This window comes from Verrucomicrobiota bacterium (genome assembly GCA_037139415.1).
In the GTDB taxonomy this organism is placed as follows: domain Bacteria; phylum Verrucomicrobiota; class Verrucomicrobiia; order Limisphaerales; family Fontisphaeraceae; genus JBAXGN01.
Genome location: JBAXGN010000354.1, coordinates 1 through 2,429, shown reverse-complemented (window position 1 = coordinate 2,429; position 2,429 = coordinate 1). Strand labels below are relative to the sequence as shown.

2 protein-coding genes are annotated in these 2,429 nt (G+C 51.8%); both read right to left on the bottom strand.

The window, feature by feature from the left end; translation table 11 throughout:
• Window positions 1–42: 42 nt before the first annotated feature.
• Complete coding sequence (locus WCO56_29570) at window positions 43–258, bottom strand: hypothetical protein (GenBank protein MEI7733751.1); 216 nt, start codon at window positions 256–258, stop codon at window positions 43–45.
• Window positions 259–284: 26 nt separating this feature from the next.
• The gene (locus WCO56_29565) at window positions 285–2,420 is read right to left on the bottom strand and encodes a protein kinase (protein ID MEI7733750.1); all 2,136 of its coding nucleotides are present in this window, start codon (window positions 2,418–2,420) and stop codon (window positions 285–287) included.
• Window positions 2,421–2,429 lie beyond the last annotated feature (9 nt).

Genomic DNA, 2,429 nt, shown 5'->3' with positions numbered 1-2,429 from the left:
TCTTATCCTCTCAGCTATCGTCGGCCACTTACACGAAAATATTTATAGCCTCTCCTCAGTGCGTAAAGTGACTTCTTTTTCTTTCTCTTTAATACGACGCGCGTCTTCTTGGGAGACCCATAAATCCACACAATGTAGTTTGGGATAGATAGTTATTGTCTTCATGTTGACGAGGGTACTACCACTGCGGTCCAGAACAGCGGCTTGTAATTCGTAATGCTCTGTGTCATCTACATTCACTTTTGATGAATCACTCATTATGGTCTTTCGTGTCGAACTCATTATTATTTGTTGTTTAAACGTGGTTTGAATTCACGCGCCAATTTTTGCCCCTCGGCAATTTGACTACGCGTCATCTTTCCCTCCAATTCGGACACTTGCTTTTTTGCATATTCTATGCCATCTGCAGCGGCCAATAACTGCCACTTATACGCTTCTACCTCATTCACCGCCACACCTTCTCCGTACTCGTAACATCGTCCAAGATTGTACATCGCATTTTTATTACCCAATTCCGCTGCCTTTTGAAACCATTTCACGGCTTCTTGTTCGTCTTTCGTTACGCCTGTCCCGCTTTGATAAATAACTCCAAGCCGACACATCGCTCCTGAGTACCCTTTTTCCGCCGCCATCCGGTACCACTTAACAGCTTCTGGATTATTCCTATCCTCGTAAAATTTTCCAAGACTATCCATCGCCTCCGTGCGCCCCAAATTTGCAGCCTTTTCAAACCACCTAATGGCTTCTTGATCATCTTTTTCCACACCCGTCCCGAAACTGTAATTATATGCTAACATGACCATGGCATCCACATGCCCAGCCTCTGCCGCCTTACGGTACCACTTGGCGGATTCTTGATCATCTTTTCCCACACCCGTCCCGATGCTGTAACGATATGCTAACATGACCATGGCATCCACATGCCCAGCCTCTGCTGCCTTACGGTACCACTTGGTGGATTCTTTTTCATCTTTCACAAAACCATTACCGAATTTGTAACAAAGTCCAAGACTGAACATAGCGTCTTTGTTGCCCGACTCAGCCGCCTTTCGACACCACCTAAAACCTTCTTGTCTATCTTGTGAGACGCCTTTACCAGTTGCATAGCACACCCCAATCTGGAACATCGCGTCCGCATGCCCTAACTCTGCCGCTTTTTGGTACCACTTAGCGGCTTCTTGCTGGTTTGTTGTGACACCTTGTCCATTGAAGTAGCAACGTCCAACATTAAACATTGCTTCCGAGTCCCCTTGTTCCGCTAACTTAAGATACTTCTTCACGGTTTCCTGCTGCGGATCCGGTGGGAACATCGCAATGAACCAACCTCCTAAAGCCAGCAATGTCAGCACGACACCCACGATAATCCATCGGCGTTTGGAGATCGAAGAATATCTCCGCGCTTGGGCTTCGATGGTCACCGGAACTTCTGCCTGTTCCGGGGAGCGGATTCCCTGCGTTGGCTGGTCTGATTTTTTGGATGACTTCGCGGCAACTGTGGCAGGAATCAGCTCGGATTGAGAGACTGCAACCGTTGCAGGTATTATCGGAGTCGGTTCTACATTTTCCAGCCGTTCCAAAATTTCTTTGGCGCTCTGTGGACGTTCCTCGGGAGTCTTGGCCAAACAGGCCATCACCAATGCGTAAACTTGCGATGGGATGTTATTCTTAACGCCTAATTCCGCCAGTCGCTCGGGCAACGGCTGCGGCGAGGAATTCTTGACCAAGTGCAGCATTGCGGGGCCATCAAATACCAGCTCCCCGCAGAACAGGTGGTACAACGTCGCACCCAGCGCATAGATGTCGTCACTCGCCTTGGGGCGTTCGCCATCCACCTGCTGCGGACTCATGTACGCCGGGGTGCCGCTCGACGCGTGCTGTACCGAGACCCGGCTCATGGAATTATGGATCACCGCCGCAATCCCGAAGTCCGCCAGCTTCAACGTCCCAAACTGGTCCACCATCAGGTTGCCCGGTTTGAGGTCCCGGTGGATGACGCCCTTGCCGTGGGCGTATTCCAGCGCCTGGCAGAGCTGTTGCACCCACGGGCGCAAAACTTCCCAGGTGAACACCTCACCCGGCTGTTCGTAGCGCAATTCCACCAGGCTCTTGCCCGCCACGTATTCCATGGAGATGAACGGCAGTTCCCCGGCGGTGCGATGGAAATCATAAATGCGGATGATGTTGTCATGGGTAAGCATCAGGGCACGGGCGGTCTCGCGCTTCAACCCTTCCATGGCATCCAGGTCCGCCTGCAGGAGCGGGGAGACAAACTTGAGCGCTACGGAACGCCGCAACTCGGTATCCTCCGCCTGCCACACCACCCCCATGCCGCCCTGCCCCAGTTGCTTGACCAGGGTGAAACGTCCCGCCCCAGCCTTTTGGCCGGGTGCAAAATTTGCGTCACCAATCGGAGCTGGCATATCCAGATG